The organism is Methylomonas sp. BG-2 (assembly GCF_057766305.1).
Map to the genome: position 1 here is coordinate 1 of NZ_JBYMAP010000382.1, position 2,399 is coordinate 2,399.

The 2,399-nt window shown below is 61.2% G+C and carries 3 protein-coding genes; all 3 read right to left on the reverse strand.

Features of this window, described 5'->3' with window-relative positions; translation table 11 throughout:
- Positions 1–104: 104 nt before the first annotated feature.
- The gene (locus AC3B8H_RS20405) at positions 105–467 is read right to left on the reverse strand and encodes a phage tail tube protein (RefSeq protein ID WP_488443353.1); all 363 of its coding nucleotides are present in this window, start codon (positions 465–467) and stop codon (positions 105–107) included.
- A 104-nt stretch (positions 468–571) separates the two neighbouring features.
- Complete coding sequence (locus tag AC3B8H_RS20410) at positions 572–2,032, reverse strand: hypothetical protein (protein ID WP_488443354.1); 1,461 nt, start codon at positions 2,030–2,032, stop codon at positions 572–574.
- On the reverse strand, positions 2,029–2,399 hold a 371-nt coding region (locus AC3B8H_RS20415; protein WP_488443355.1), incomplete at its 5' end, for a phage tail terminator protein. The genes AC3B8H_RS20410 and AC3B8H_RS20415, both read right to left, overlap by 4 nt.

Genomic DNA, 2,399 nt, shown 5'->3' on the forward strand with positions numbered 1-2,399 from the left:
AGCCTACCGTCGCCGTAACTGGCGGCTCCGCCATCCGCCAAAAAATCGTTCATCGAATCGTATTCCCACTCAGCGCGTGCTGGTCGCTTACCCATATCCCCCCCTTAAATCCGCTCGGATGTATTGCTCATAAACGTAATCTTGCTCTCGCCGTTGCCCCAGCTGGCGGGATCGCCGGAACGGAAGGCTTGCGACATCAGATACGCTTCGCCGTTGCTGAGCCGGACCGTGATGTTTTCATCGGCGACCGCGTTGATCGCGTCCAGATCCACACCGGCCTGGATGTTGATGTTCAGTTCCAGCACGGCCATTTTGTTGCCTGTCAGATAGCCGCCGTCCTCGGCCAAGCGGCCTTCCTTTGCCGTGCGGGTTTCGCCGGCCGGCGTAAAGGTGCCGGGCTCGGCGGCTAACGGCAATTTGCCGATGGACGGTATCGAAACCGTCCGGATATTCTTGAGTGCGGGCATGTTGTCTCCTTTGCTTCGGCCCGCTTGGCAACCGGTTGGGTTGCCGAGCGGGGCATGATTTTGGTTAAACGGTTACGGGGCTATCCCTGAGCGAAGTCGAAGGGTTAAACCCGCTTCACAAACTGGGCGCGGCCGGCCAGGATGTAAAACGGCGATAACAACACCGGCACATCCACATAATTAAACCGGCTGGGGTTATCCGGATCTTGCTCGACCACCAACGTGCTCTTGTAGTGGTCGTAGTTCTGCACCCAGCCGTATTCCCGCATTAGAGTATTGCGGTACAAGCCCAGCAAAAACGCCTTTACCGAATCTTCGGTCGTAATCCGCAGGCCGGGCCGGTAGCCTTCGTTAGTCTTAGCGGCGGCTGTGCCGACAAAGGCTTTGATCGCGCCTACCCTTTGGGTGTAGCGCACCCGCTCCAGCGTCTCGGGCGTATTGACGTCCAAGTAGGCATCGTCGGCCGAGCCGTCCGGGCGGAACTGGTGCATCGTGACCAAGCGCTTGATGTAGCAACTGCCGTCCGTCCCCACTTCCATGATCGACATGCCTTTAAACAGCAAGCTGTTGCCGTTGGTCCAATCGTGGTAGGTCACGCCGATCATGCCGGTCAGCGCTTTGCCTTCCAGCGACTCGACCGGGTTGTTGTACAGTTTTGGCGCTGCCGCCGCGCATAGGATCGCCGCCGCTTCCCAAGTGGCGGTTGGGTTGATCTCCAGCGACAGGTCGCAAATGTGTTCGTAGTTTTTGGTCACGCCAAACGCCGCCGCCGCCGCGTAATCGCCGCGATGAGCGGTAAAGGCGCGGAAACCGGCCTGTACCGGCGGTTGATAGCGGCGTTGGCTTTCGGTATGCCATGCGGCCAGCGTGGCAGCGTCGTTGATGCCCAGCGCGATGTAACGGTACCAGCGGTTGGCGCCGAGCAGCGTGGTCAGATTGCCCGGCGCCGGGTCGCCGGAGCCGCCGGCCATCGCGGCCATGGTCAACGCCAAACCGGTCGGCTTGAGTTCGCCGTACAGATTCAGCCGCATATCGATGTTATTGCCGCAGGTGCCTTTGTGCTTTGCAGTCAACGTGACTACGCTAGCGACGGCGGCGGCCGTTACCGGTAAATCGGCATCGGTAAACGCCGCAGCAATGGCCGTGGCGATTTGTGCAGTGGTCATGGTGCTGGTCACGCCCACGGAGACCAAGCGGCCAGCTATATATAATGAGAGGGTGCCGTCGGCCGTGGCAGCGTTGGTCACGGTAATGGTACCGGTCGCGGCCACGCCGGCGCCATTGTCGCTGTACGGCAGCATGTACAGGTCCAACGTTGCGTCGATGGCCCGGTAACGCGCCGCCATCTGCGCCAACATCGAGCCGGCGCCGGCTTTTTGCACCGCGTCGTAGACCGAGCTGATCCGGGTAATCTCACCGGCCACGGCGCTGCCGGCGGCCAGCTTTTGGCCGACCAGCAGTACGGCCGGAATGTCGTCTCCCAGGCCGGCCTGGCTGCCGTCGATTTCAATGTAGACGCCGGGATAGCGCAGCGCCTGCGGGATGTAGTCGTAACTGATGATCATAGGTCGGGTGCTCCGGTGTAAACCAGCTCGTTATACGGGCCGGGGTCGGGTAAATAGTTGACGATCAGGGCCTGGAATTCGTAGCGATCGGCCCAGTAAATGTCCTGCGCGGTGTACTCCAGCACTTTGCCGCCCTTGAACTTGATCGGCGTCACGCCGGGTTCGATTTCCCAGCCCTGCAACAGCGTCCGCACCGCATCGCGGTACGCCAGTAGTACGTCGTCGGTTTCACCGGCGCGCTGGGCGCGGATGTTCTCGATGGCGATCACCGCGTCGAAGCCGAGGGTGATATTGGCGGCCCGAGCTTCGACGTCCAGTTCGTCCGATTTGTCGGCGGCGCGGACCAGCCACAGCGCCGGCAACGGCA

Excerpts from the sequence above, each read along its gene's own strand:
- AC3B8H_RS20405 (WP_488443353.1), bottom strand. The coding sequence starts at position 467 with ATGCCCGCACTCAAGAATATCCGGACGGTTTCGATACCGTCCATCGGC.
- AC3B8H_RS20410 (WP_488443354.1), bottom strand. The coding sequence starts at position 2,032 with ATGATCATCAGTTACGACTACATCCCGCAGGCGCTGCGCTATCCCGGC.